Here is a 26187-nt window from a genome sequence, read left to right as displayed (position 1 = left end):
CGGAGGTTATCAACGCATGGTGCCTGCAGGCCGTATCTCGGAACACCGTTAGCCTGTCGATCATTAAGAGAACAACACGATGAAGCCAAGAGCAAGAGATTTAGGGTTACCGTTGTCCGGCACCCCGGGTCGGTGGAATGCCATCACCGATGTTCCCGGCGTCGAAGTCGGCTATAGCACCATTATGGGACGAGCCGCGCAGACTGGTCATCAGATTTATACCGGCGTCACGGCCATTTTGCCACGCGGCCGCCAGCAGCAACCCAACCCGGTCTGGGCGGGGCAATTTGATCTCAATGGTAATGGCGAGTTGACCGGTTCCCACTGGATTCAGGATGCCGGGTATTTCCTCAGCCCTATTTGCATTACCAATACGCACTCTGTCGGTGTTGCGCACCATGCCACCACGGCGTGGATGATCGAGCAGTACCGCGAGTATTACGATGAGTATCATTCCTGGGCCATGCCGGTCATTGCCGAAACCTATGACGGTATGGTGAATGACATTCGGGGGCAGCACGTTACACAAGAGCACGTGCTGGAAGCTTTGAACTCCGCCACCACCGGTGCGATTGACGAAGGCAATGTCGGTGGCGGAGCCGGCATGCAAACCTATGAGTTCAAAGGCGGTTCGGGCACCAGCTCGCGGGTTATTGATATCATGGGGCAGGGCTACACCGTGGCGGCGTTTGTGCAGTCGAATTACGGTTTGCGACCGGAGTTCAGCGTCTGCGGCGTGCCAGTGGGCCAGCACCTGACAGAAAACGCGTTGGTGTCCGGGACCACCGGGCATGAGACCGGATCCATCATTGTCATTCTGGCAACCGACGTGCCCATGCTGCCCATTCAGTTGCAGCGACTGGCCAAGCGGGGCGCCATGGGCATTGGCCGCACGGGCAGTTACGGCGGACATTTTTCGGGCGATATTATGCTCGCCTTTTCGACTGCCAACGATTTTCACATGCCGGCGCTGGGAGCGGAGCAGCCGCGCTCGTTCACCATGGAAGCGGTGAACGATGCCCATTGTGATGTCATCCACGAAGCGGCGGTGCAGGCCGTGGAAGAGGCCGTGCTCAATGCCATGGTGGCGGCGGAGACGGTGCCGACCTTCAAGCCGGCCGGACACACCCTGGATGCCATTGACCATCGCGCGTTGCAGGCGGTGATGCGGCAGTACAATCGTTTGGTCGATTGAGCCGTAGACGGTTTCCCTTGATCTTTAGTGGGCGAACTCCTGCTGGAAGTCTTTGGACGCTTGCAGGGCGTCCAGAGCGGTTTGCCGAGAGGTCTTGATATCGACCACGGGCATCGGGTAATCCTCCCCCAGGGTGACACGGGCGTTCTCCAATACCTCGGCGGGCGCCTCCCAGGGTTTGAACAAGTATTTGTCCGGCAGGTGTTGCAGTTCCGGCACAAAGCGGCGGGTATAGGCGCCGTCCGGGTCAAATTTTTCGCCCTGGGTGACGGGGTTAAAAATTCTGAAATAGGGTGAGGCGTCGGTGCCGCACCCCGCCACCCATTGCCAGCTGGCGCTGTTGCTGGCCAGGTCGGCGTCGACCAGACAATCCCAAAACCAGGCGGCGCCATGGCGCCAGTGAATCAGCAGGTTTTTCACTAAAAAAGACGCGGTGACCATGCGCACCCGGTTGTGCATAAAGCCGGTCTGCCACAGCTCTCGCATGCCGGCATCGACCAGCGGATAGCCGGTCAGCCCCTGTTGCCACAGGGACAGCCAGGCGGGGTTGTCCTGCCAGGGAAAGTGGTCAAACGCGCTTTTGAGATTTTCCCGCGGCAGCTTCGGCCAGTGGTACAGCAGGTAATAGGAGAACTCACGCCACATCAATTCACGCTTGAAGTGTTCGATGTTATTGCCGTCCACCGTTTTGTCCGCGTGGCGCCAAACCTGTTGCGGAGATATTTCGCCGAAATGCAGGTGTGGTGAGAGCCGCGACACATTGTCCTGGGCGGGAAAGTCTCGCCCCTCTTTGTAGTGTGCCAAGCCATGTTCCAGAAACCCGTGCAGTGCTGTCTGGGCACCTTGTTCACCGGGGCACCAGCTTTTTTCCAATCCCCCGTACCAGCAAACGTTGGGCTGCAGCTGCAGGTCATCCAGAGGCAGGCTCTGGCGGTCATCGTGCAGACAGTTTAACGACGCGGGGGCGGGCAGCGCGACGCTGTCGGGTTGGGCCGTGGCGTAGGCGCGCTGATAATAAGGCGTGAACACCTTGTAAGGGGTGTTGTCATTCTTCAGCACAGTCCAGGGTTCACTCAACAGGGACGCATTGAAACTTTGCGCGTGAATACCGGCGCCATTAAGCAGCTGCTTGATCTGGATGTCGCGACTCATCTGCCAGGGTTCGTAGCAGCGGTTCCAAAACACTTTGGTGACATTCAGGCGACAACACAGCTCAATCAGGATCGTCAGAGGATCACCCTTATAAAGGTTGAGCTTGGCGTTCAGGGATTGATTCAGTGATGCCAGCGAGTGGTGCAACCACCACTGGCTGGCTTCGCCCGGAGCAAACTCTCCGCTGTGCTGATCGTCCAGGATGTACACCGGCAGCACCTGATCACTGTCGGCTGCCGCAGTCAGGGCCGGGTTGTCGGCGAGGCGAAGATCCTGGCGAAACCAGTGGATACTGATGGAGTCAGACATAGCTAAGGCTCATTAAAAATGGGTTTATGCAACGGCAGGTTGCTACCGCAGTGACCTTCATGAACCACAAGTGGCTACAAGCGGTTGGCGCAACCCAGGCTGTAAGGGTATGGCTGCAGGTAGCGCTGTTTACGGATGTAGTCGGAACCGTATTGATCAATGTAATGCTTGAGCAGCGTCAGTGGCGTGATGAGCGGCACCACACCTTGCTGATAATGGGTGATGATGTCGACGATGTTTTGCCGGGCCGTTGAGGGCACGGTTTTTTTCAGGTAGCCCAGTATGTGGTACAGGGTGTTGGTGTGATTTTTTTTGTTGGCGGGTTTCGACAGCGCCTGCATAAACATCGGGAAGTACTCGTCAATGACGGCGCGGGTTTCCGACTCGGTTTTGGGGGTTTGCTGATACCCTAATAAACGCCCCAGGGATTTGTAGCTGGGCTGGTGGTGGGCCATCAAAATGTATTTATAGCTGCTGTGAAAGGCAATCAAATTGCCCATGCTGGGGTTGCTCAGCACCTCTTTGCGAAAGTTGTGGTAGGCGTACAAGCGCAGCACAAAATTTTCAAACAGTTTGGCATCGTGCAAGCGGCCCTCTTCTTCTATGGGCATCAGCGGATAGCGTTGTTGCAAGGCGTGGGCAAACAGCCCCTGAGCCCGCTCCCGGTGCGGGTAACCGTTAGACTGATACACCTTGACTCGTTCGAGACCGCAACTGGGAGAGTTCTTCATCAGGATATACCCGTCCAGGTCATGAAACTCCTCCAGTTTCTCTTTGAAACCCTCGGTCAATTGCCGGGTCAGGTCTTCATCCGGGTGGCTCTGTGACGGACTGTTGTTGTCGAGCGGGCTGGCCGATTTTTTGGCACTGCTATACGCAAGCTGAGGGTTCTCAGGGTCCCCGATCAGTCGCAGGGTGGGGCGGGGTGTGCCGAAGCCTGCGGCCACTTCCGGGCAAAAGGTGCGAAAGTGAAAATGCTGGCTCAGCAGGTTCAGGCACAGCCGCGACTGGCTGTGCCCACCGTTGTAGCGCACAGGCTGCCCGGCAAGGCACGCGCTCAGGCCAACCTGCAGTTCACTCCGGGATTGGGTGGGCAGGCTGGAAGCGGTGTCAGAGGGCAGTTTAGTCGAGGACTGTTGAGTAGACCGGTCGCTGGCAATGACTGATTCGTGGTTCATGGTGATTTCTCCGGTGCAAAAGTGCTGTGGATCAATGCGCTGTCAGCGAGGGTCAATGATCTTTGATGGCAGGGGGTGTTGTGGTTCAGCTGCCTTCATTAACGGTTACTGACAAGGGTTATCAAAGTTGTACAAATAAATATAGTGTATAGGTTTTGTCTTGTACAGCTTTTATTTTTGTATAACTCACAGTTTTGTATGACAATGTCTGTAAACATCGATACGCATGAGAGTGCAGAAAGGATTGGTTATGTCGTCGAAAGGCGCAAAAAACGAGCTGTCCGGGTTTCCCATCCGCGAGCTGAGTGCACGTACCCAGGTGAATACCGTGACCATCCGGGCCTGGGAACGTCGCTATGGCTTGCTGGTTCCCCAGCGAACGGATAAGGGGCACCGGTTATATTCAGAAGATGATGTGGCGACGGTGGAGAAGATCCTGTCTCTGGTGGCCCGTGGTGTACCGTTAAAGCGGGTGAAGGCCTTGTTGTCGCAGGGGGCTTCTACTGACGAGTCGGTGGCTAAGGAGGGGAAGCCCGCGAATGAGACCGCAGCACTGTCCGACAGCTCGGGCAGCTGGGCAGAATCGGTCGATGCCCTGCTGGCCGCGGTGCACGCGTGCGAGTACCGTCACATCGAACAGTTAATTGATCAGAGTTTTTTAAACTACCCGTCCAGTGTCTGCCGGCAACAACTCATGGAGCCGGCCTTTGCGCGCCTGGCTCAGGAAGAGAGTCAGGCGGGTTACCTGCTGGCCGAGAGTGAACTGGTGCGTTACACCCTGTTTCGGTTAAATGGCAAGGGGACCCGCAAGGCCACTCCGCTGACACTGGTGGTTGGCGACAACACGCCGCTGTGGCGCTTGTGCCTGATGGCCATGGAGCTGGCGGATGCGAGCTATCCGGTGCAGCTGCTGTGCCGGCCCTTCACTCTGGCGGATAGTCTGGCACTGGCCGGGCAACTGCACGCTGCGCGCGTCATTTTTTATCAGGACGGCGTCTGGCGCGGTGATGAAAAACAGCGGCTTCAGGCTGCTGCCAGCGAGCAGCTGAACCTGTTGTTGTGCGGCACGGCCGGGGTGCTGGCGGGCGCTGATTCTGTGGTAAAAGTCTACCCGGATCTGCAAGATTGTTTGCAGTTTTTGTTGCAGCGACAGTAGCTCATACCGCGGGCTTCGTTGTCGTTGAAAAGCCACGATGGGGCGCGAACATGACACAATGAAGCACTAACCTGACACGATTGAGCAGCAACCTGACACGACTGAGCACTAACCTGAAACAGCGGAGCGCGAACATGAAAAGCCACTGGCAATCTCAAGGTAAACTGTCCCCATGATTCTCTATGTGATTTTACTCAGCCCGGTTGTGGGTTACCTGCTTTATCGTTGGGGCGGTCAGTGGCTCAGGGCGCGCAAACGCAAACAGCGGGCGGTGTTGATGTCCGCTCCCTTTCCGCAAGCCTGGCGTCAGGTGCTGGCCGACGACTTCCCGCTCTATCGAAAACTGCCTGTGGACCTGCAACGAAAACTGGAAGGGCACATCAATGTGTTTCTGCAAGAGAAGGTGTTTGTCGGTTGCAGTGGTTTCAGCATCACCGATGAAGTGCGGGTGTTGATCGCCGCCCAGGCTTGCCTGCTGATCCTCAATACCGGGGTGGAATACTTTCCCGGTTTTGAAACCATTCTGGTGTATCCGCAAACCTATGTGGCCAATGTCACTGAGCGGGACGGCGCCTTGCACTCGGAGTCGGTGAGTGCCCGGGCCGGAGAATCCTGGCATCGGGGGCCGGTGATTGTCGCCTGGGATCAGGTGATTCAGGGGGCGCGTGACGGCCGCGACGGCCACAATGTGGTGATGCACGAATTTGCCCATAAACTCGATGAAGAAAACAACCGCATGGATGGCCTGCCAATTCTGGCCGATCGTTCACAATATCAGGACTGGGCGACGGTGTTGTCGCGCGAGTACGAGAGGCTCTGTCAGCATCACGATGATGTCATTGACAGCTATGGGGCGACGTCAGCGGCCGAGTTTTTTGCGGTGGTGACCGAGGCCTTTTTTGAGAAGCCGGTGCAATTGAAGCACAAGCACCCTGAACTGTATCAGCAATTTCAGCGCTATTACCGTCTCGACCCGGTGTTGTGGGAGTGACGGCGTCACTCCCGTTGCGGTTGGGTGGAGCTCGACGCTGATCGGAACCTGTCCATCCTCGATTCCGTGTTGGGGTGAGAGCTGAGAAGGTTGACGATGCGCTCTGCCACCGGACTCTTACTCTTCATTTCTGTTTCTGTTTCTGTCTCTGCTTCGGCTTTTGGGCTTGGCCCCGTCCCTGAATCCGGATTGCCGTCGGCGATGTCGGTATTGGCTGTGTGCTGCGGCGAGCCGTCCGGCTTGGTTTTTTTGTGGGGCTCGGGGGTGTACGCCTGCATCCGGGTCATGATGTTGACGAAGTGCATGGGGTCTATCCGGCTCTGCAGCATTTTTTCCAGTGAGTAGTCGTCCGCTTCGGTTTCCATGTCGCGGGAATATTTTCGTTGCACCAGAAACGCGGGCACGGCGGCCGTCCAGTCAAAGAGCGAATCGAAATCGCCGGTCAGCCACACCGAAACTGCCAGGATGCCAGCGCCCTGGATAACCTGACGCAGTGAATGCCGGTAGTGAACGTGACCCATCTCGTGATAAAGGATGGCCAGGATTTCCCGATCGTCTGCAGCCAGGTTGACCAGTTCGTCCGTGATAATGACACTGCCATTGGGCAGGGCAAAGGCGTTAGGGCCAATCGCATTGCCTTGGCGAAAGTGCAGCTGATAGCGATAGGGGGATGCGGTGGTCTCTGGCAGATTGTCCAGGAACAATTGGTTTATGGTCTCGCGGCGGGCTTTGGGCAGCTGCGTGCGGGAAAAATAAAAGTCATCCAGTTGTTCAAGTGAGGTGTCGGCCAGCTGGGTTGACACTTCTGGCGAGAGCGAAAAGGCAATGTGTTTGCTGATGGCGGGGATACCATAATTCACAAAGCCCAGCACGCCGGCGGTGATGACCACCACGGCCAGCACGATGTAGCGCAGTTTGGATTCGAGCGAGTGCAGCAGGTTGTGGCGTCTGCTGGGGGTATGCTTACGAATCAGGCTGTCTATGGTGTCATTGTCGCGGGTCTCAAAAAAAGCCTCGTCCGGGAAAGAGAGGGTTCTGGACGCGTTGCCGATCCGCGGCGTAATGGTCAGCTCGGCAAATTGACAGTCCGGGCAGCTGACGCCGTTGATCGTGACCAGACCGGACTCATCAACCGACATCACCCCGCTATGACGGCCGGACCGCTTGCCGTCATAGTAAGTGCCTTGAAGCGATTCAGAAGGCGACATCGAGATCAAACACATCCGCGATTTCTTCACCAATGGCCGACAGTTCCTGTTGTTGGCCCGCCACAAAGTCATCAAGGGACTGCTCGGTCTCCACCGCGGTGTGCCCCAGAATCAGCCGAACGGTTCTGATGTCGGCCCAGGCTTTCAGCATACCGAAGGACAGGATGACACAAACGGTATTGGTGCTCAGCACGAAAAAAGCCTTCCAAAAGGGAACGTTGGCCCGCAGGTAGAATTCATCATTTTTGAACGTGGTGCGTCCGAACACCAGGTTGTAGCGCTTGCTGTTCATAAAGGCTGAGGCAAACGGCCAGAACAAAATCGATCCCATCACCGCCAGGCCGTAACTGGTGTAGGACAGCGCCACCCCCGTCCACAACAGCGCCACCAAGGCCAAACCGGCCAGTAGCAGACCATAAATTTTATAAAACTCGAGCAAGTCGGCGCGATAGCGACAGGCCGCCGCGCCAAAATGGGTATTCCTGACCAGAAAGCGCATATTGATAAAATCAAAATAGGGGATCAACGCCAAAAAGATCAGCAACAATACCCCGGAAGGCCAGAATAAATGAGGGTTGATGTAGGTGGGCTCTTCTGCGCTGTCGTCATAGGTGTCGAACGGATCATCGCTGTTAGCCGCCGACAGCGGGGCTTCGCTGTGCAGCTCTTGCTGTTGCTTTTGTTCTTCGTAAAAACGTTCGTGCGCGGTGATGCCCAACGTATCTTCAACGGCCTCGCTGTTAAACGGTAGCGCCAGGCTCACCAGAGACAAAATAAGCAATGACATCGGGGCCAGGTAAACGCGATACGCCCCTTTGAAATCGTTGTGAAAACGGAAGTGAATCCCGCGCCAGCGTGAATGACGCAAGCGGAATGACATCACAAACACAGTAACGATCGGCGAGAAAAGTAAAAACGCGATGATCATCACCGCATAGGCAATGAAAGCTTCTGTGGATTGAAAGTTTTCCACAAACAGAAAGGTCAGAAACAGTGCGATGGCAATCAGGCGACTGACCAGCATGCGCTTGGGGTCGGCGGTGAACTGGAAGTCACCGCCGGCCAATTCGGTATTGCCGTATAAGTATTGCAGCTCGCGAACTTTAGCCCAGGGTGAATAAATGCCCAGGGTGATCATGTTCAGCAGTCCGTTGACAAAGCGTATGCCGAAGAACTCACCGGCTGAGCCGCTGAATTTGAAATGTTCGGTCTTGGTGGTGTTATCGTCCATGAGAAACCCAAAAAAAGTATCACAGTCACAGGGGAGAGGCTGCCCTCATTGAGGGCAGTGGGTTCAGCTTACCAGGTCGTTAAGGTGTTGCCTTCCTTATCCTTGAAGGAGCCAACCACAATAATGATCAGGTCAATGAATGCCCAGATACCCAAACCACCCAGGGTCAGGATCTGCAGCACTCCGGTGCCAATTTTACCCACGTAGAAACGGTGTATGCCCAGCATGCCCAAGAAAAAACACATGAGAAATGCCGGTAAGATCTTTTTCTCTGAAACGCCTTGTTCAGACATAATAAACTCCTTCCTTAAGTTTAATGTTAGTTATATCAGGCAGCTTTCTTAGATTTGAAAGTGCTTAACAAAGGTTAACAGAAAGCCATAAAAAGCGGTAGCCCCGCAGCTTTTCCCCACGGCGTAACGCCTCCTTAAGGATTCCTTAAGTTCGGGTCTCTATAAATGCCCCCTTAATTCAATCTGGCAAGGTGGCATACCGTGCGAACTTATTTGAAAAAACATCCCTTACTGACCAGTTATCTTTACGTCGCCTCGTTTTCCGTCATGTATCAGCTGGTCATTTTATCATCGGGGATGTCCGGTACGGTGGGCCTCAGACAGGCGCTGTTGATGAGCAGTCTGTGGTTGTTGCCGCTCATGCTGTGGCCTCGATACCACAAGGTGATCGGGGCGATGATCGGCTTGCTGTTGCTGCCTGCTGCCCTGCTCAACCTGGGCTACTGGATGCTTTACGGCCAGGACTTTTCCCAAAGTGTGCTGTTTATTGTGTTTGAATCCAACTGGGCGGAGGGCAGTGAATTTCTGGAGTCGTACTGGCAGTGGTGGCATCCGCTGGCGCTGGCGGTGTTTATTGCCATCCCGGTGTACTTGTGGAGCCAGCTGCAAGCGGTGACCCTGTCTGCAAAACAGCGAGGTGCCGGTGTGGCTTTGGTGTCACTGACGGTGTTCTGGCCCCTGATCAATACCTGGGCCTTCAAGGGTAACGACTTCGACGCCGCGGTGTATCATCAGTTGCATCGGATGGAGCCAGCTGCGCCCTGGACACTGGTAGTGGGTTATCAACAATACCGCACTAACCTGGCGAACATGGAAAGCCTGCTGGCCGAAAATGCCAGCCTGCCACCGTTGAAAAACTTTCAGGCGGACGACGCCCGGTTGCCGCAGCGGCTGGTCATTGTGATTGGTGAGTCCACCAACCGGGAGCGCATGAGCTTATACGGCTATGGTCGCGCGACCAGCCCTGGACTGGAACAGTTGAAGAATGAGTTGACGGTGTTTACGGATGTCATTTCGCCCCGACCCTATACGATTGAATCCTTGCAGCAAGTTTTATCGCTGGCCGACCAGCGGCACCCGGATGACTTTTATACTCGCCCCAATGTGCTCAATATGTTGAAGCAGGCCGGCTACCACATTACCTGGATCACCAATCAGCAGACCCAGACCCGGCGCAATACCTTGTTGACCACTCTGTCACAGATGGCCGATGAACAGGTGTATCTGAACAACAACCGGGAGCAGAATGCCAGCCAGCACGACGACAGTGTGCTGCAGCCCTTTGCGGCCACTTTGCAGCAGTCATACCCGCGTCAGGCAATCTTTGTCCACCTGCTGGGAACGCACCGAAAATACTCCTACCGCTACCCGGACAATTATCGGGTTTTTCATGACCGCCAGGGGGTGCCTGAGTGGGTCGAAGACCGCAACCTGGAGGAATACAACAGCTATGACAATGCGGTGTTGTTTAACGATCATGTGGTGACGGAATTGATTCACACCCTGGACAGCGCCAGGCAACGCTCCCTGCTGGTGTATTTTTCTGATCACGGGGAAGAGGTCTTCGATCACTCAGAACACCAGTTTACGGGCCGCAATGAAGGCGCTCCGACGACAGCCATGTACACGGTCCCTTTCATTGCCTGGACATCACCCCAGTGGCGCACCCGTGGCAGCTGGCAAGCGCGCGCCGACCGCCCGTTCCAAAGCTCCGACTTTATGCACACCCTGGCCGACATGGTCGGCATTCGTTTTCAGGGCTGGGACGGCAGTCGCAGTCTGATTTCCGACACGTTTGAAGCGCGGCCGCGGTTGATCGGTAACCCCGAGTCCCCCCAAAAATTGACTTATTACCGCCAATTAGCCGAACCGGAAAGCCTGGCGGGCAGGCTCGATAACCGTGCCGATGACAAGGGGGTGCTGTAATCATGGAGTCGGCGGTGAAATCGGACCCGGTGAGCCCGGTGTTTGAGAAAAAGTACAGCCCCAAGGGGTTACAGCGGCTGACCAGAGCCACCACCAACTCGATACAAGGCTGGCAGCAAATATGGCGGGACGAAGCGGCGTTTCGTCAGGAGGTGGGGCTGGGGGTGATTTTTATGGTGCCCGCTGTGACCCTGCCCCTGCACCGCTACGAATCACTGGCGTTGTTGGTCAGCTGGTTGCTCGTGCTCATTGTCGAGGCCCTCAATTCGGCCATTGAGGCCGCCATCGACCGCATCGGCTACGAGCATCATGAGCTCAGCGGCAAGGCCAAGGACATTGGCTCGCTGGCGGTGTTGATGGCATTGGTGGTGGCCGGATTGACCTGGGGGCTGGTGGTGGCTCCGGCACTGCTGCACATGCTGGACTGAACCGGCGAGGGGGCTGCCCGGCGCGCGCTGGGCTCGGCGGGTATGCCGGGGGGCTGTGTTGCGGCTGTCTTATGGCGCCTGGTGGCACCAAAGTCCTTTCCTTGCCGTCAATTCATCGCGACTTTTGCTGTGAGGCATCGCAGCGCCTGAAAACGGGTCTGCAAAATAGTCCCTCGAAAAACCGCAGGAAATGAACAATACTTTTGAAGGCTGAGCGGGGTCCGGTGTTCTGGATGTCAACTCATCTGGCAGTAGGTTCCACATCGAACCGTCATCACTGCATCGCACTGTGTCTGTCAACTCTGCCTTGCTGCGTTTAGGGAGAATTATGCAATTCAAAGATTATTACAAGGTCCTCGGCGTCAAGGCCGATGCAGACATCAAAGACATCAAAGCCGCGTATCGTAAGCTCGCACGAAAATATCATCCGGACATGAACGCTGAAAGCGGCGCGGAAGAAAAGTTCAAAGAAGTGGTGGAGGCCTATGAGGTGTTAAAAGATACTGAGCGCCGGGCCGAATTTGATGAGCTGAGAATGTACGGGCAGCGCTCTGGTGACCACTTTGAACCACCGCCTGGCTGGCAGCAGGCTCGCGGTTCCCGAAGAGCGGGCGAGGCTCAATTTGGCAGTGACTTCTCGGAATTTTTTAACTCCATGTTTGGCGGTGGCCGACAGGATTTTGACTTTGGTGGTGCCCGCCAGCAGCACAACCGTGGGCGCGACATTGAAATTGAAATGCCGGTGTTTTTGGAAGATACCCTCAGAGACAATCTGAAAAACGTTGAATACCAGATGACGGAATTTGACGGCCGGCAGATGAAGCCGGTTAAAAAACATTTGCGGGTCACGATCCCCAAGGGGGTCACTGAAGGTGAGCGCATTCGCGTGAAGGGACAGGGTGAGCCCGCCGTGGGGGCGGGCAGCCCCGGTGATTTGTATTTGCATATTCGGCTCGTGCCTCATCCGCTGTTTGATGTGCAGGGGCACAACCTGGTGATTACGTTGCCGGTCGCACCCTGGGAGGCGGCTTTGGGGAGCAAGGTGACGGTGCCAACGCTGGAGGGGAGCATTAAATTGACGGTCAAGCCCGACAGTCAGTCCGGTCATAAGCTGCGCGTGAAAGGCAAGGGGTTAAAAATCAAGGGCACTGACAGAACCGGTGACCTTTACGCGGTGATTAAAATCGTCATGCCGCCGGCCGCGAATGAAAAAGGCCGCCAGCTGTGGCAACAGCTCTCGGAAACCGCCAGCTTTGACCCCAGGGCGGAATGGAGTTCAAAAACATGACAGAAACAGTATTCAGCATTCCGGTCCGTGAATTAACTTTCAATGAGTTGTGCCAGCTGGAGCGCATCGAGCGTAGAGTCATTGTCGACATTGTGGAGCACGGCATCGCCAAACCGCTCACCGGTGCAACATCGTCGGAGTGGGTGTTTGATACCACCAGTGTGCACTGGATCAAAAAAGCCGTGCGCTTGCACCAGGACCTGGAGATTGACTGGGTGGCGGTGTCGCTGGTGATTGAGTTGATGCAGCAAAAGGAGTCTTTGCTGCGGGAAAATGAGCGCTACCGCAGTCAACTGCGTCGTTTTATGGACTAATACGGCAAGCGCTAGTAACGTCTTGAGAAACTAGAAACTAGAAACTAGAAACTAGAAACTAGCTGAGATGAGCGCTCATTTCTTCGGTGATTTTTTCCCGCATGCGCATCAAGCGGATGGCCGAATCGCGCATGAAAATGTCGTTCTCGGTGACCGGCACCCACTCGGGGACGGGCACCGGTTTGCCTTTGTCGTCGACCGCAACCATGATCGCTACACAGTGGGTGGTTAAGTGTTTTTCGCTGCTGGTGGGGTCGCCGGCCCGGACTTCAATGCCCAAATGCATGGACGTGCGGCCAGTGTAGATGACCTTGGCCTCCACTTCGACCATGTTGCCCACCAGTACCGGCTGCACAAAACGCATGCCGCCCACGTAGGCGGTGATGCAGTATTTTCCGCTCCAGGCGGCGGCACAGCCGTAGGCTGCCAGGTCGATCCATTTCATGGCGGCGCCACCATGGACCTTGCCACCAAAATTGACGTCTTTGGGTTCTGCTAAAAAGCGCATGGTGAGTGAACGTTCGGTGCCTGGCATTGGGGTTTCCTGAGAGGTTTTGAGTGTCAGGCTAATATAAACGCAAGCCGCGGCAAGGCCAACTCTAATTGCGACCGGCCTCATATGAGGCCGGTCTGATGCGGTCACAGGGAGGAGCAGGCGACCCCTCGGTGGTTTATGTTACAGCATGACGTTTATGTTACAGCATGACGCCCATGTCCCAGGGACAGAACTCTTCCTCGCCGTAACCCATGGCCTCACTTTTGGAATGATCGCCCGAGGCGACTTCGATAATGCGCTCGAAGATCTGGCGGCCGACCTCTTCGACGGACTCGCTGCCGTCGAGGATGGTGCCGGCATTGATGTCCATGTCGTCGGGCATGCGCTCAAACAGCGAGCTGCTGCCGGCCAGCTTAATGGACGGTGCCGGCTTGCAGCCAAAGGCCGAGCCGCGGTCGGTGGTGAACACCATGACGTTGGCGCCGCCGGCGACCTGGGCGGTGGCGCCCACCGGGTCGAAAGCCGGCGCGTCCATAAACACCAGGCCTTTACCGGCCTCTACCGGTTGCGCATATTGGTACACCGCGTTGAGGTTGGTGGTGCCAGCCTTGGCGATGGAGCCGAGGGATTTTTCGATGATGGTGGTCAGGCCGCCGGCCTTGTTGCCCGGCGATGGGTTGTTGTTGATCACCATATTGCTTTTGGCGGTGAAGTCTTCCCACCATTGGATGCGTTCCAGCAACTGGCGCCCCACTGCTTCGCTGCTGGCGCGAGCGGTCAGCAGGTGCTCAGCGCCATAGCATTCGGTGGTTTCCGACAGAATGGCGGTGCCGCCGTGGCGCACCAGCAGGTCCACGGCGTAACCGAGGGCCGGGTTGCAGCTGATGCCGGAAATACCCGAAGAGCCGCCACACTGCATGGCCAGCTTCAGCTCGGACAGCGGAATCGGCTCGCGCTCAACCGCGTTGACGCCGGGCAGGAGTTCATCAATGCGGGCGATGACCTTGTCCACCAGTTTTTGGGTGCCGCCTTCGGTCTGGATGGAAAAGGAATCGCCGGGTGCGCCGCCCAGCACATCGCCCAGGTTGGCAATTTCACAGCCGAGCCCCACCACCACGGCGTGGGCGATGTTGGGGTGGCGCACATAGCCGGACAGGGCGCGTTTGAGGGAGTTGATGCCTTCCAGAGGGTGATCGAGACCGCAGCCACTCTTGTGAGTCAGGGTCAGTACACCGTCGACGTTGGGGAAATCCTGCAGCGCGTTGCGGTAGTGGTCGCCAATCATTTTGACCGCTGTGGCCGAGCAGTTGACGCTGGATATGACCGCAATATAGTTGCGCGTGGCGACGCGGCCATCGGCGCGGCGGATGCCATTAAAGGTGCGAGGTTGGGTGATCATCTCCGTCGGTTTGGCATCGCGGCAGAAGGCGTAGTCGAGCTCGACCTGCCCCATGGCCACGTTGTGTATGTGCACGTGTGCGCCGGCTGGGATGTCTTCGCTGGCGTAACCGATCACCTGATTGTAGCGGTGCACCGGGTCGCCGCAGGCGATGGCCTTGCGGGCAACTTTATGGCCCGAGGGAATCTCGCTGGATGTTTTGATGCCCTCCGGCAGCTGGGTGCCCTCCGGCAGGTCCTGGCGAGCGATCAAGACATCGTCGTTGGCGTGTAATTCTATGGTTATGTTTGTCATCGCAGTTCGAGCCTTCAGGTGTCATTATACCTCATTAGCATAGCGCCTGTGCCGGGGTGGCACTGTCCGATTCAGGACAATTCCTGAGGCGACTGGGGCAGGGCCCACTCCGTCCGGTTATCTTGATGCGCTTGGCGCCACTGCTTGGGGGACAGTCCAAATTCTGTTTTAAACGCACGGGAAAAGGCACTCAGCTCCGAATAGCCCAGCAGGCTGGCCAGTCGCGATAGGGGGATGTTGGAGTTTTCCAGAGTTTGGCGCGCCTTGCTCCAGCGTACTTCGTCCAGCAGATCGCTAAAGCTGGTGTCGCGCTCGGTCAATTTCTTTTGCAGGGTCCGCTTGTGCATGGCCAGCAGGCGGGCAATGTTGTTGATGTTGCACTCCGGCGAGGTAATGGTTTGCTCAATCAGGTGTTTGGTCTGCTTGGCAATGTCATCGTAGAGATCGTTTTTCATGACCTGGAGGTAATGCTCCAGGTGTTTTTGCACATCCTGGTCCTGCGCCGGCAACTTCTGATTCATCAGGCTGCGATCAAAGCTCAGGGCATCAAATTCCTGCTCGAACAACACCTCGGTTTTGAACATTTGCTTGTAGATTTGTGTGTCAACGGGTGCCGAGAGGGAGAAGTAAACCCGCTTTAATTTAAACGCTTCCGGGGTCAGGGAATTGAGGAAACGACAAACGTCCCCCAGTGCCATCTGCCGCATCTGGGTGCCTTTCTCCAGCCGTTGGTCCCGCAAATGACGAACGATCAGTACCTCGGTGTCGCCCACACGGGGCTCCATACTCGCCAGTTGGTTGTGCAGGTGCAGGTTGCGGATCGCCTGGTTGATCGCCGTGGCCACGTCCGGGCACTGCCGACAGAGCAACCCAAACAGCCCCATAACCAGGCCGCGGCGGCGAAAGGCCATCAGCAAGCCAAAATGGGGGGTGCGGGTGTGGGCGGCGGACAGCTCCAGCAGATGGCTGGCGGCCTGGTAAGAGATCATGGTGTTGGGGTTGTTGAAAATCCATTTCTTCAATCCGGCCTGCCTTAAGAGCGGATCCGCATCAACGTCCAGTTGCTCCATCAGCTCCAGATACCCTTCCAGGGAGCCCGATCTCATCAGGTAGGTCATGGTGGTTCTCTCTTGTCTGGTTGAGCCGTCTGCCTGACTTGTCGGGTTAAGCCGTCTGCCCGCTTAAGTGGTGAAATGGCAGGCAATGTAACGCATTGTTGGGTTGTGGGCACCAAATGTCAAATACCCGCCACCTATTGTCAAGTTTGCAGCCGAGGTTCGGGATTATGATGGCCTATCGCGTGTAAACCGCGTTGTGAAAGCAATAAATACAAATTATACGGGCGGCCAAAGAGTTTGCCTGATAACAATAATGGAGAGATATTTCGATGAAAAACACAGAATCCAAGTTGTTCAAAAACCCTTTGGCGATTGCGGTGGTTGCGGCCACAGGCTTCGCAGCGACATCCGCTTATGCCCAGGCCCTGGCTCTCGAAGAAGTGGTGGTGACCGCTCAGAAACGTGCCGAGAGTTTGCAGGACGTGCCCATTTCCGTCAGCGCCATGGGCGGCGATAAGCTGGCCGAGGCCGGTATCGAAAACCTGCAGGACCTGTCCGCCTACGTACCCAACTTAAAAGTGGTGGATGGCGGACTTGTGCCGCTGATGTTTATTCGTGGTATTGGTTCCGGTGCCAACCAGGGCTTTGAGCAGTCCGTCGGTACCTATTCCGATGGTATCTACATGGGCCGCAGCCTGCAGTCACGTTCGTCCTTTATGGATCTGGAGCGAGTGGAGGTGTTGCGCGGTCCCCAGTCGATCCTGTTTGGTAAAAACTCCATCGCCGGTGCCATCAGCCTGGTCAGCGCCAAGCCCACTGACGATTTTGAAGGCAAAGCCAGCATCAGCTATGCGCCGGAGTACGGCGAAACTGAAGTTAATGCCTACGTCAGTGGCCCGATCACCGAAAGTCTGCGCGCACGTCTCGCGGTGCGTGATCGTCAGGAAGACGGCTACCTGGAAAACATTACCCGCAACTCAGAAGCTCCTCAGGCTGATGAAAAAGCGGCGCGCCTGACCGTTGACTGGGATGTCAGTGACAACTTGTTGGCCACTCTGAAACTGGAAACCGCCGATATTGAGCGTGCCGGGCGTATTGGCCAGGTGATCGATTACGGTAACTATCAGGTCAACCCGGCAACGGCGGGTCTACTCAATGGTGATGACGAGTTTGACTATAAGGTAGGTGCCAACGAAGACAACAAGCTCAGTTTCGAAAGTAATAATGTGGTGCTGAAGCTGGATTATATCGTGGGTGAGCACACCATTACCTCAACTACCGGCTATTCCGATTTTGATTATCAGGAAACCAACTACGATGGCGACTGGAGTGAAATTCGTGTAGTAGATATGGACATGGCCGAAGAATTTGAGCAGTTCAGCCAGGAAATCCGTCTGACCTCACCGGGCGGTGAAGCGGTGGATTATATTATGGGGGCCTTCTACCAGACCTCCGAGCAGGAATACTCCGAGCTGGCTCGCTTATCACCATCCACTGTGGGACTGGTCGCCGGTGGCTTGCCTGTGTTTGACAGTGCAGTGGATCGCCCGTTTACCCAGGAGGGTGACACTTGGGCGGTGTTTGCTCAGGCCACCTGGAATGCGACCGATCGCCTGCGATTGACCGCGGGTCTGCGTTACACCGAAGAGAAGAAAGAAGGCACCAGGGACCAGACGCTGTATTCACTCAACCTGGCACCAGGTGTGAAGCAGTCGGATATCGAGTTGATTCCCAATTCGGGTTTCACTGTGGAGAATGCACTGGCCCTGGACGCCTCCGCGGGTGGTTTCCGTCTGGCGGATCACAGCCTGAGTGGCAAGCGTGATGAGGAAGTGCTGACGCCATCGTTGAACGTTCAGTACGACCTCACTGGCGACATTATGCTGTACGCCACCTATTCCACCGGTTACAAATCCGGCGGTTTTGATGCCCGCGGTATCAACGGGGCTACCTCCGCTAACAACCCCAATGGGTACAACATCCTGGCGATGGGCGGTGATAACTTCCAGTTTGATGAGGAAGAGGCGGAAACCCTTGAGTTGGGTGCCAAAATGACCCTGCTGGACGGAGCAGCTGAGCTCAACCTGGCGGCTTATCAGACTGATTACACCGATATGCAGGTCTCGGTTTACGATGGCACCTTTGGTTACAGCGTTTTTAACGCCGGTGCGGCCAAGGTGCAGGGCCTGGAGTTGGATGGTCGCTGGATGGCCACCGAAAACCTGATGTTTGTGGCCAGTGCGGCTTACCTGAATTACGAGTGGACTGATTACAGTGAGGGTGTCTGCCCCGGTGTTGGTACCCAGATTGCGAGCCCCAGTGGCAGTGGCAACTGTGATCTGAGCGGTCGTGAAAACATGCATGCGCCCGAGTGGACGGTCAACCTGAGTGCGAACCACGATTATACTTTGACCGATAACCTGCAGCTGCGCACCACCCTGGATGCCAACTTTATGGACAACCACTATGTGGCCGGTTCGCTGGATCGTCGTCAAGAACAAGCTGCAGCGACTACCTTCAATGCACGCATTGCACTCTCACCTTTTGATGAGAAATGGCAAGTGGCTTTGTCCGGTAAAAACCTGACTGATCAACGCATTATGACCAACGGTTCCGATGTGACATTGAGTAATCTGGGACCACTGCCAGGTGGTGTGCAAGCCGAGATCAAGCGTCCAAGAACCCTGGCGATTGAAGCGAGCTATTCGTTCTAACGTGAATAGTTTGTAGGTACGTCTCTCTTGTTGTCAGCAATGACAATCTTTGACAGGAGTCATCTTTGTGGTGACTCCTGTTTTTTTGCCTGCTGAATTGTCTGGCTTGCGGATAACAAGGCTACACTTTGTTCCTGACTCGTTTGGTTTCGGGGTCGTTTGGATTCAGATGGTTGTGTGACTCGTTGGCTCGCAATAACACGCTGAGGGTGGTGTGGTTTCACCGGCCCTGAATGTCACTATGGTTACGGTTGTGGCGGCGGGCTTTTGGTACTGTACTTCCATTACCTTGGCCACGAATTACTTTGGGCCGGAACCACTGTTTACTCTTAATAAAGAGGTCGCTGCATATGAGCAAAAATAATATTCCTGAAAATCAACGTCGCTCCACATTGTTTAAAACCGGTCCGTTACGAGCGCCACAGCGAACCTTCTTGCGTGGCATGGGCCTGGATAACGAAGACATTGAGCGCCCGTTTGTCGGAGTGGTGTCGACCCAGGGGGAAATGAGCCCGTGCAACATGAAACTCAAGGACCTGGCCGAGCAGGCTAAGTTCGGCATCTATGGCAACGGTGGTACGCCGCGTGAATTCAATACCATCTCCGTCTCCGACGGCCTGGTGAATGGTCACAGCGGCATGCACTACTCACTGATCTCACGGGAAATCATCGCCGACAGTGTCGAAGTGGTGGTGCGCGGGCATCAGTACGATGCCCTCTATTGCATCGGCGCCTGTGACAAAAACTTTCCCGCCATGATGATGGCGATGGTGCGTCTGAACGTGCCGGCCATCTTCCTCAATGGGGGTACCGCCATTCCCGGGACTCACAAGGGTGAGCGGGTGGAAATCAAAACCATGGCCGAAGGTCTGGGACGCTATGTGAAACAGGAAATGAGCGCCGAGGCGCTGGAAGCCGTCTCCCGGGATGCGTGGCCGGCACCGGGCTGCTGTCCGGGACAGTTCACCGCCAATACCATGGGCATGGTGGCCGAAATCCTGGGCTTGTCGCTGTTGGGTTCATCGGCCATTCCTGCGGTTTACTCGCAGCGGTTGGCGGTCGCCCGCCAGAGTGGTCAGGTGTTGATGCAGGTGGTCAACGGCAATGGTCCGCTGCCGCGCGAGCTGGTGACACGCAAGAGCCTGGAAAACGCCTGCGCGGCCGTGGCGGCCACGGGCGGCTCCACCAATGCGGTGCTGCACATTCCGGCCATTGCCAACGAAGCGGGTATTGAATTCGATATTGACGACATCGCCGAAGTGTTTGCCCGCACCCCATTGATTGCCAACCTCAGTCCGACCGGTCCTTACCTGATCAAAGACCTGCACGACGTGGGTGGTTTTCCGGTGGTTTTCAAGGAGCTGCTGCGCGGCGGCTACCTGCACGGCGATTGTCTGACCATCACCGGTGACACTCTCGCCGAGGCCCTCGCGGACGCGCCGGCGCCCGACGGTGAGGTGGTGCTGACCCTGGATAAGCCCCGTTCCGAAAGCGGCGGTCTGGTGGTGCTGAAAGGCAACCTGTGTCCAGAAGGTTCTGTTCTCAAGTGCGCCGGCATGGAGGTTACTCACCAAACCGGTATTGCCAAAGTGTTCACGTCTGAAGAGGCGTGTATCAAAGCGCTGTTGGGCGGTGAAATCAAACCGGGCATGGCCGTCATCATTCGCGGTGAAGGGCCCAAAGGCAGTCCCGGCATGCGTGAGCTGGTGACGGTTACCGCGCTGATTTGCGGTCTGGGCATGGAGCAGAGCGTCTTTTTGTTGACCGATGGTCGTTTTTCGGGAGCTTCACGCGGTTTCTGCATTGGCTATGTCACCCCGGAAGCCGCACTCGGTGGCCCCATTGCCCTGATTGAGGACGGCGATACGGTGGAAGTGGATCTGCTGGCGTGCGAAGTCAATCTGCGCATCTCCGCTGAGGAGTGGCAACAGCGGGACGCGGCACTGCAACAGCAGCCGGTCCAGCCGAACCTGATTGCCACCACCGGTGTGGCCAGCAAATACGTGCAAGCGGTCGGACCCGCCAGCAAGGGTGCGGTGACACACCAGGGTGGTAAGCCGTGGGCACTCGAAGAGAGCGCGCTGTAATGGCGACTCCACTGTTGTGTTTTCGTGCTACAGCAAGGCCGTAAAACAAGCCCACATGCAAAATGACGAGAGGAAAACGGTATGAGTAATTCGATGGTAAAAGCCCTGCAGGGCGATAAGCCCCTGATAGGCTCCTGGTGTGCCATTGCCAACAGCCTGACGGCGGAAATTACCGCTCGCAGTGGCTTTGACTTTATCGTGATCGATATGCAGCACGGACTGTTGGATTATCAGGACACGGTCTCCATGATGCAGGCCATGGATGTTTCCACTACCCCGCCGGTGGTGCGCGTCCCGTGGAACGATACCGCCATGATTGGCAAGGTACTGGACGCCGGCGCCATGACCGTGATTGTCCCCATGATCAACACCGTCGAGGACGTCAAAGCGGCGGTGGCTGCTTGTCGCTACGCCCCGGAAGGCGTGCGCAGTTTTGGCCCGATGCGTGCCATGTTGTCAGAAGGTGCCGATTACCCGCTGCGCGCCAATAAAGAAATTTCGCTGTTCGCCATGATCGAAACCCAGGAAGCGCTGGACAATGTCGAAGCGATTGCGGCGGTGCCCGGTGTGGCCGGCCTGTTTTTGGGGCCTTTCGATTTGTCCCTGAGTTTGGGCCTGGCACCTGGCAACAACGACGGCGAGCAGGTGTTCGATGAAGCCCTGCAGCGCGTGCTGAAAGCGGCCAAAGCCAACAACCTGTCGACCGGTATCCTGGCCAATGAGGCGCTGGCGGTACAGCGTGTGCAGCAGGGCTTTGATTTCGTGGTGATGTCCACCGACTTTATGACCCTGGCTGGCGGCCTGCAAATGAACCTGGCGAAAGTTCGCACCGAGCTTGACGGCGATGCGGCTGCATCCAGTCAGGGCGGTGGCTACGGCGCTTAATAGCCGCGCGGTCAGCCCGTTCAGACTTTTCAGAAAATCACAGAATTAATGAGGGAAATCCAATGTTGTCAGATGCTACTCGCAAAGAAATCGCCGCTAAACTGATTGAGTGTTTGCAGGAGAAAAAACAAATCGGCCTGCTCACCAAAGACTACCCCGAAATCGAGGTGGAGGACTCCTACCGCATTCAGGAATTCATCATCGATTCTTTCAAGCAGCAGGGTGACGCGGTGAAAGGCTACAAAATCGGCCTCACGTCCAAAGTGATGCAGGAAATGGTCGGCACCCACGAGCCCGATTTCGCCACCATGACCGACCGCATGTTCGAGTTGGAAGCCAGCACTCTGCAGTACGCCGACTGGATTGCGCCACACGTCGAAGTGGAAGTGGCGTTTGTCATGAAAGACGAACTGCGCGGACCGAAAGTGAATGCTGCGGATGTGATTCGTGCGACGGATTTTATCCTGCCTTCCATTGAACTGGTTGACCTTCGCGTGGCCATGGCCCCGGGCATGGACGTGCGCGATACCATCGCCGATCTGGCGGCTGTTGGCGCGGTGGTGCTGGGCGGCAACCCGGTGCGCCTGGACGATGTGGATGTGCGTCAAATCGGTGGTCAGCTGATCATCAATGATGAGGTGAAAGAAGAGGGTATGTCGTCGGCGGTTCTGGGTAACCCGGTGAATGCGGTGGTGTGGCTGGTGAACAAACTGTCCGAGTTCGGTGTCGGCTTCAAACCCGGTGATGTCATTTTGTCGGGCTCGTTTGTCCGTGCTTTGCCGGTGTCTCCGGGTGACCGGGTGGTGGCGCGCTTTGACAATGGACTGGGTGACGTTGCGATCGACTTCGCTTAACCAACCGGGTAACTGAGGATTTTATTTTGAACTATCGCAAAGTCTTGATCACCGGTGCCGGTGGTGACCTTGGAACAGAACTCTGTCGACAATTCGCCCAACAGGGGACGGCCATCGTGGCCGTTAACCGCTCGCGACAACCGATTGAAACATTATCGCAATCACTGCCTGCAACGGCAGAGTTTCATCCCTATTTTGTCGATCAATCGGATTGTGAGGCGACGGATGCGCTGCTGCCGACCATTCTGGCCGAGCACAGTGACATTGATCTGGTGTTGCTGAATGCCGGCATTGATAAGCCGCAAAAGCTGACCGACTTTGACTGGCGTTTGGCCAAGCAACATTTTGATATCAATGTGATCTCCAATTATGTGTTCCTGGCTCATCTGGTGCCTTATTTCCTCCGTCGTGGCCAAGGCCACATCGCCGCGGTGTCGAGCCTGGCCGGTTACGCGGGCTTTCCCTATGAGCATGTCTATAACGGCTCCAAGGCGGCGGTGCGTATGATGGTGGACGGCATCCGGATTGAATTGCAGGGCAGCGGTATTGCGGTAACCGGAATTTACCCGGGCTTTCTCGAAGGCCGCATGGCTGAAGGTAACGCCTGGCAGGTCGATGGCTACCTTTCTCAGACTGAAGCGGCCGCGACCATCATCGCCGGACTGCAGCAGGGCAGTGCCGAGATTGCGTTCCCCGCCGCTCAGGCCGAACAGGTCGCCCAGGTACTGGCGTTGCCACAGGAGGAACGAGACTCACTTATTGCCCAAATGATGGCGATGGACTGACGACGGTTCAGCGCCCACCCACACACTTGTCATGGCTTAAGGAAAAACACCCATGCTCCACACTCTGTTCGTCAGGTCTTTGCGTCAATCACCCGCAGCTTTGCTGGGGGCGATGTGTCTGTTGTTGTCGGCCTCTGTGACCGCCGCTGCGTCGGAAAAGCCCAATATTTTGGTCATCATGGGGGATGATATTGGTCACACCAACATCAGCTACCTGAGTTTTGGTATGATGGGGTATCGCACGCCCAACATCGATCGTATCGCCAAAGAGGGGATGTACTTCACGGATTATTACGGCGAACAGAGTTGTACCGCCGGGCGCTCGGCGTTCATCACCGGCCAGAGTCCGGTGCGCACCGGGCTGACCAAGGTCGGTATTCCCGGTTCGCCATTGGGCATCCAAAAAGAAGACCCGACGCTGGCGGAACTGCTCAAACCTTACGGTTATGCCACCGGCCAGTTCGGCAAGAATCATCTGGGCGATCGCGACGAATATCTGCCCACCAACCACGGCTTTGACGAGTTCTTTGGCAATCTGTACCACCTGAATGCCGAAGAAGAGCCGGAAAAGCCTCACTACTTTAAAGATCCCAAGCTGGTCAAAATGTTTTCCCCGCGGGGGGTGATTCACTCCTACGCCGATGGCCGTGTGGAAGACAGTGGTCCGCTGACCAAAAAGCGCATGGAAACCGTGGACGAAGAGTTTCTGGATGCCAGCCTTAACTTCATCGACAAAGCGGTGGCCGCCGATAAGCCCTTCTTTGTCTGGTTCAATTCCAGTCGTATGCACTACAACACCCATGTGCCGGACGAGTACAGCGGTCGCTCTGGCCTCAACTTTTACGCCGATGGCATGTTGCAGCACGACGACCACGTCGGTGTGCTGCTGAATAAGCTGGATCAGTTGGGTGTTACTGACAACACCATTGTGATTTACACCACCGACAACGGTCCGCAGCTAAATGAGTGGCCCGATGCCGGTATTTCGCCTTTCCGCGGTGAGAAAAACACCAACTGGGAAGCGGCCTATCGCGTGGTGTCGTTTATCCGTTGGCCCCACAAAATTGCCGCCGGTTCGGTGTCCAACGACGTGGTTGCGCATTTGGACTGGGTGCCGACACTGATGGCCGCGGCGGGTAACGATAAGATCAAGGCAGAGCTCAAGCGCGGCAAGCGCATCGGTGACCGCACTTACAAGGTGCACCTGGACGGTTACAACATGCTGCCCTACATCACCGGCAAAACCCAAGAGGGACCTCGCAAAAACTTCTTCTACTTCAGTGATGACGGTCTGCTCACCGGCCTGCGCTACGACGGTCGCTGGAAGCTGGTGTTTGCCGAACAGCGCGCGACGCAAATGCAGGTGTGGCGTGAGCCGTTCGTGAAATTGCGCATCCCGCTGATTTTCGACCTGCGTATGGATCCTTACGAGCGGGCCCATCACAACTCAAACCAGTTCAATCACTGGCAAACCCAAAACCAGTATCTGGCCATGCCGGCTTTCCCGGTCGTCGGTGAGTTCATCAGCACCTTTAAAGAATTTCCGCCGCGCCAAAAACCGGCGAAATTTAATGTCGATGACATTACCGCCGCCATGTACCAGACCATGCAAAAGTAGCGGGCTTGCCCGTTGGGCAGGGGCGGTCATCATGGCCGCCGCTGTTGTGTTTGGCCCCCGTTATTGACGCGGGCTGCACGGACTTTCGCCGCGAATTGTGGACTTGGGACTGTCTTCAATCCGACAGTCAGCGGTGCAGCAATACGCTACTCTTACCCACTAAAATAGATAAGTTGATGAGGTATGCCCTATGACTCAGCCCGTAATTATTGCCAGCCAGCACTTGCCCGAGGCTCTGCTGGGGCTGCTTGCCCAGTTTGGCGATGTTCGTCGTGCCGGTAACGACAATATGAACGACGCGGTGGTGTATCTCACCAGCGCACTGGAGCCGGTATCAGCCGCCATGATTGAGTCTTTTCCCGACAGTTTGGGGCTGATTGCCAACCTCGGTGTGGGCACGGACAACATCGATCTGGCCGCAGCCCAGGCGCGCTCAATTCTGGTCAGCAACACACCGGTGGTGACGGAAGATACCGCCGATCTGGCCATGGCTTTGCTGCTGGCGACCTGTCGCCGGCTGACGGTCAGTGAGCGTCTGTTGCGCGAGGGCGATTGGGCCGGTTCCAAGGCGCATTTGGGCAACCGCGTGCACGGCAAGACCCTGGGGATTGTGGGTTTCGGAGCCATTGGCCAGGCGGTTGCCCGCCGCGCCCGCGGCTTTGACATGGACATTCTCTACCATGGGCCGTCCGCCAAACCCGAAGCTGAGCAGGCCCTGGGCGCCCGCTATTGTGAGAGCTTGAGCGACCTGCTGCAGCAGGCCGATGTGGTGTCATTGCACTGTCCCCTGAGCGACGCCAGTCGTCACCTGATGAACGCTGCCACCCTGGCGCAAATGAAACCGGGCGCCGTATTGGTGAATACCGGTCGTGGCCCCCTGGTGGATGAAGCGGCTCTGGTGGCGTCGCTGGAAAGCGGTCATTTGGGCGGGGCGGGGCTGGACGTGTTTGAGTTTGAGCCGCAGGTCACTCCGGCACTGTTAGGCTTTGATAACGTCACGCTGTTGCCGCACATTGGCAGTGCCACCGGGGAGTGTCGCCAGGATATCGCCCTGCGGGGGCTGGCCAACATTCGCGAGTTTTTGGCCTCGGGCAACGTCATTGACCGAGTGGGGTCTTAACCCAGGCCGTGGCATCGAACCCTCAGTACAGCCACCGGGCAGTTGCTGTACTGAACGGGCATGGGTGGTAGTTCCACAGATGTAAACGATTGCCACAGATACAAAATAGTTCTACAGATAAAAAAGTGCCACAGATACAAAATTCAGTGGTTCAAAGTGTGTTGATCAAATACGTGTGTTGATCGAATAAAAATTTAAACCGATAAGA

At 56.3% G+C, this 26187-nt stretch carries 22 protein-coding genes; 14 read left to right on the top strand and 8 right to left on the bottom strand.

Annotation, left to right across the window (positions count from 1 at the left end; translation table 11 throughout):
* Window positions 1–79 precede the first annotated feature (79 nt).
* Window positions 80–1195, top strand: coding sequence for a DmpA family aminopeptidase (locus G8770_RS18290; protein WP_167190300.1), 1116 nt, complete (start codon window positions 80–82; stop codon window positions 1193–1195).
* Between the two features lie 24 nt (window positions 1196–1219).
* Here the strand turns inward: G8770_RS18290 and G8770_RS18285 are convergent, their stop codons facing one another.
* Both G8770_RS18285 and G8770_RS18280 read right to left on the bottom strand, forming a co-directional pair.
* Complete coding sequence (locus G8770_RS18285; RefSeq protein ID WP_167190297.1) at window positions 1220–2656, bottom strand: cryptochrome/photolyase family protein; 1437 nt, start codon at window positions 2654–2656, stop codon at window positions 1220–1222.
* A 74-nt stretch (window positions 2657–2730) separates the two neighbouring features.
* Complete coding sequence (locus G8770_RS18280; protein ID WP_167190294.1) at window positions 2731–3834, bottom strand: 2-thiouracil desulfurase family protein; 1104 nt, start codon at window positions 3832–3834, stop codon at window positions 2731–2733.
* Window positions 3835–4084: 250 nt separating this feature from the next.
* On the opposite strand from G8770_RS18280, the gene G8770_RS18275 reads away from it, so the two are divergent.
* Together G8770_RS18275 and G8770_RS18270 are read left to right on the top strand one after the other, a co-directional pair.
* Window positions 4085–4990, top strand: coding sequence for a MerR family transcriptional regulator (locus tag G8770_RS18275; RefSeq protein WP_167190292.1), 906 nt, complete (start codon window positions 4085–4087; stop codon window positions 4988–4990).
* A 172-nt stretch (window positions 4991–5162) separates the two neighbouring features.
* Complete coding sequence (locus tag G8770_RS18270; protein WP_167190289.1) at window positions 5163–5981, top strand: M90 family metallopeptidase; 819 nt, start codon at window positions 5163–5165, stop codon at window positions 5979–5981.
* Between the two features lie 5 nt (window positions 5982–5986).
* On the opposite strand, the gene G8770_RS18265 is transcribed toward G8770_RS18270, so the two are convergent.
* The 3 genes from G8770_RS18265 to G8770_RS18255 form a co-directional block, all read right to left on the bottom strand.
* Window positions 5987–7189: a M48 family metallopeptidase gene (locus G8770_RS18265; RefSeq protein WP_167190287.1), complete on the bottom strand. Its 1203-nt coding sequence runs from the start codon at window positions 7187–7189 to the stop codon at window positions 5987–5989.
* The gene (locus G8770_RS18260) at window positions 7176–8420 is read right to left on the bottom strand and encodes a YjgN family protein (RefSeq protein WP_167190285.1); all 1245 of its coding nucleotides are present in this window, start codon (window positions 8418–8420) and stop codon (window positions 7176–7178) included. Before G8770_RS18260 ends, G8770_RS18265 begins: the two co-directional genes overlap by 14 nt.
* 68 nt (window positions 8421–8488) lie before the next feature.
* On the bottom strand, window positions 8489–8713 hold the full coding sequence (locus G8770_RS18255; protein ID WP_167190283.1) for a TM2 domain-containing protein: 225 nt from the start codon (window positions 8711–8713) through the stop codon (window positions 8489–8491).
* Between the two features lie 201 nt (window positions 8714–8914).
* On the opposite strand from G8770_RS18255, the gene cptA reads away from it, so the two are divergent.
* The 4 genes from cptA to G8770_RS18235 all read left to right on the top strand — a co-directional run bounded on the left by cptA (window position 8915) and on the right by G8770_RS18235 (window position 12669).
* On the top strand, window positions 8915–10639 hold the full coding sequence (gene cptA, locus G8770_RS18250; RefSeq protein WP_167190281.1) for a phosphoethanolamine transferase CptA: 1725 nt from the start codon (window positions 8915–8917) through the stop codon (window positions 10637–10639).
* A 2-nt stretch (window positions 10640–10641) separates the two neighbouring features.
* Window positions 10642–11067 (top strand): diacylglycerol kinase, encoded by a 426-nt coding sequence (locus G8770_RS18245; protein WP_167190279.1) that lies wholly within the window; start codon window positions 10642–10644, stop codon window positions 11065–11067.
* A 328-nt stretch (window positions 11068–11395) separates the two neighbouring features.
* Window positions 11396–12355 carry a DnaJ C-terminal domain-containing protein gene (locus G8770_RS18240; RefSeq protein ID WP_167190277.1) on the top strand — a complete coding sequence of 320 codons (960 nt, stop codon included), beginning with the start codon at window positions 11396–11398 and terminating at the stop codon, window positions 12353–12355.
* The gene (locus G8770_RS18235; RefSeq protein ID WP_167190275.1) at window positions 12352–12669 is read left to right on the top strand and encodes a chaperone modulator CbpM; all 318 of its coding nucleotides are present in this window, start codon (window positions 12352–12354) and stop codon (window positions 12667–12669) included. The genes G8770_RS18240 and G8770_RS18235 overlap by 4 nt, the downstream gene beginning before the upstream one ends.
* A 58-nt stretch (window positions 12670–12727) precedes the next feature.
* Here the strand turns inward: G8770_RS18235 and G8770_RS18230 are convergent, their stop codons facing one another.
* The 3 genes from G8770_RS18230 to G8770_RS18220 form a co-directional block, all read right to left on the bottom strand.
* Window positions 12728–13204: an acyl-CoA thioesterase gene (locus G8770_RS18230; protein WP_167190272.1), complete on the bottom strand. Its 477-nt coding sequence runs from the start codon at window positions 13202–13204 to the stop codon at window positions 12728–12730.
* A 160-nt stretch (window positions 13205–13364) separates the two neighbouring features.
* Window positions 13365–14858 carry a UxaA family hydrolase gene (locus G8770_RS18225; protein ID WP_167190269.1) on the bottom strand — a complete coding sequence of 498 codons (1494 nt, stop codon included), beginning with the start codon at window positions 14856–14858 and terminating at the stop codon, window positions 13365–13367.
* Window positions 14859–14929: 71 nt separating this feature from the next.
* A complete protein-coding gene (locus G8770_RS18220) occupies window positions 14930–15976 on the bottom strand; it encodes an AraC family transcriptional regulator (protein WP_167190266.1) in 1047 nt (348 codons plus the stop codon).
* Window positions 15977–16245: 269 nt separating this feature from the next.
* On the opposite strand from G8770_RS18220, the gene G8770_RS18215 reads away from it, so the two are divergent.
* The 7 genes from G8770_RS18215 to G8770_RS18185 all read left to right on the top strand — a co-directional run bounded on the left by G8770_RS18215 (window position 16246) and on the right by G8770_RS18185 (window position 25979).
* Entirely contained in the window at window positions 16246–18630 is a 2385-nt protein-coding gene (locus G8770_RS18215; RefSeq protein WP_167190263.1) for a TonB-dependent receptor, read from the top strand.
* Between the two features lie 350 nt (window positions 18631–18980).
* Window positions 18981–20717: a dihydroxy-acid dehydratase gene (locus G8770_RS18210; protein ID WP_167190260.1), complete on the top strand. Its 1737-nt coding sequence runs from the start codon at window positions 18981–18983 to the stop codon at window positions 20715–20717.
* Window positions 20718–20798: 81 nt separating this feature from the next.
* The gene (locus G8770_RS18205; protein ID WP_167190257.1) at window positions 20799–21602 is read left to right on the top strand and encodes an HpcH/HpaI aldolase family protein; all 804 of its coding nucleotides are present in this window, start codon (window positions 20799–20801) and stop codon (window positions 21600–21602) included.
* Window positions 21603–21664: 62 nt separating this feature from the next.
* The gene (locus tag G8770_RS18200) at window positions 21665–22456 is read left to right on the top strand and encodes a 2-keto-4-pentenoate hydratase (protein ID WP_167190254.1); all 792 of its coding nucleotides are present in this window, start codon (window positions 21665–21667) and stop codon (window positions 22454–22456) included.
* 26 nt (window positions 22457–22482) lie between these two features.
* A complete protein-coding gene (locus tag G8770_RS18195; protein ID WP_167190251.1) occupies window positions 22483–23241 on the top strand; it encodes an SDR family NAD(P)-dependent oxidoreductase in 759 nt (252 codons plus the stop codon).
* A 52-nt stretch (window positions 23242–23293) separates the two neighbouring features.
* Window positions 23294–24859, top strand: coding sequence for an arylsulfatase (locus G8770_RS18190; protein ID WP_167190248.1), 1566 nt, complete (start codon window positions 23294–23296; stop codon window positions 24857–24859).
* 190 nt (window positions 24860–25049) lie between these two features.
* A complete protein-coding gene (locus tag G8770_RS18185) occupies window positions 25050–25979 on the top strand; it encodes a 2-hydroxyacid dehydrogenase (RefSeq protein WP_167190246.1) in 930 nt (309 codons plus the stop codon).
* Window positions 25980–26187 lie beyond the last annotated feature (208 nt).

This window comes from Pseudomaricurvus hydrocarbonicus, from assembly GCF_011602365.1.
Taxonomy (GTDB): domain Bacteria; phylum Pseudomonadota; class Gammaproteobacteria; order Pseudomonadales; family Cellvibrionaceae; genus Pseudomaricurvus; species Pseudomaricurvus hydrocarbonicus.
The sequence above is the reverse complement of the archived record's forward strand: the minus strand, read 5'-3'. Positions and strand labels throughout refer to the sequence as shown.